This window comes from Photobacterium aquimaris, from assembly GCF_002954455.1.
GTDB lineage: Bacteria > Pseudomonadota > Gammaproteobacteria > Enterobacterales > Vibrionaceae > Photobacterium > Photobacterium aquimaris.
This window is the reverse complement of sequence record NZ_MSCC01000001.1, coordinates 1,285,145-1,286,769: the sequence shown is the minus strand read 5'-3', so window position 1 is coordinate 1,286,769 and position 1,625 is coordinate 1,285,145. Positions and strand designations below refer to the sequence as shown.

At 41.8% G+C, this 1,625-nt stretch carries 1 pseudogene; it reads left to right on the top strand.

Annotated elements, in window-relative coordinates:
- The first annotated feature begins 79 nt into the window (after nt 1-79).
- Nucleotides 80-1,599: pseudogene (locus BTN98_RS05640) on the top strand (ISNCY family transposase).
- Nucleotides 1,600-1,625: the final 26 nt, after the last annotated feature.

Genomic DNA, 1,625 nt, shown 5'->3' with positions numbered 1-1,625 from the left:
ATAACTACCAAGGGAATATGTCGGGACTCAATTAGCTTATCTTTTAAAGTAATTAATTAGACTTTAGAAGGAGCTAAGGATGTTCTATATGGATTCTAAATCTCAATTCACTGTCGATATCATTAGCAAAGTTATTGATGGCAAAATTACCATCAATAGTGCTACTCAATTGCTGCAAAAATCACGAAGAACCGTTGAGCGTTACTTGCGGCGTTATCGCAAAGAAGGGATTCGATTTGTGATTCATGGCAACACTGGCCGTGCTCCAATTAATAAAATGCCTGATTCACTCAAAAAGAGGTTCAGCGCCTCATCCAAAAGAAGTATTACGATTTTAATCTTCAGCATCTCTCAGAGCTTTTAAGAAAGAACGAAGGTCTCTCGATTAAACGTGAGACCTTGCGCTCTTGGGCGCATGAGATTCATCATGTCAAGCGGGCTAAGCGTCGTAGAACTCGTGTCAGAAAGTATCGAGAGCGTATGAGGTTACCTGGACTCATGCTTCAAATGGATGGCAGTCCTCATCGTTGGTTCGGTGATGGAAAATCTTGTTTGATTGCTATCATTGACGACGCCACCAGTGATATTCATGCGCAGTTTTTCCCCTCTGAAACTACTGAAGGATGTATGAAGGTCATGCGTGCTTATATCGAAAAACGTGGCGTTTTTAAAACGTTGTATGTCGATAGAGCGGGTATTTTTGGTGGCCCTAAACGCAGTAACTTTTCTCAAATGCAGCGTGCTTGTGAAGAGTTAGGTATCGAGATTATTTTTGCAAACTCCCCTCAAGGGAAAGGACGTATTGAGCGTGCCTTCGACACGTTCCAAGATAGGCTTGTTCCCGAATTGAGGTTCAACAATATCACTGATATGGAGAGTGCAAATCGTTATTTACAAGAAGAGTTTATTCCTAATTACTAGGCAAAAAAGCTGATGGTTCAAGCCGTTAGTGCTAGTTCGGCATTCAGGCCTTTGCCGCCAGACTTAGACCTAAATAGTATCTGTGTGCAGAAAGAATATCGTACGATACGTCGAGATCATACCTTCAGCTTCGACAGCAAAATGTACGTCATTGACTCGCCAGTGCGTTACTCCATAGAGAACCAAAAAGTAGAAATCCGCTGCTAGTTTGATGGCACATTCTCAGCTTACTTCGGTCATCGAAGGCTTGATATTACAGAATTGGTCGAACCGCGAAAATGCCATGAATACGGTAAAGAGGTTCAGCGAAAACTTGAAGCGCTCGAACTTGTAGAGCAACTCGGCAGTATCACTAAAGCTGCACGTATCTTGGGTTGCTCACGCCAGACACTATATACCTATCAGCAAGTCATGGAAGAAGAAGGCCCTTTAGGCCTTAAGCGCATAAATAAGCCATTGAAGCGCAGTAAAAACCGTATACCTGAGTATGTTGAGAATAAGATTATTGAGCTGACATTATTAAACCCTCATGGGACAGCCATACAACTGATGAAAGTGCTTAAAGAGCATGATATTACGGTGAGTATCACTACTATCCAGAACATCTGGAAGAGAGAGCAGCTGAACACCAGAGAGCTTAGAATCAAGCGTTCTCAATCAATGAATATAGAAGTATGAGGAAAAAAATAATATGAGAACTAGAA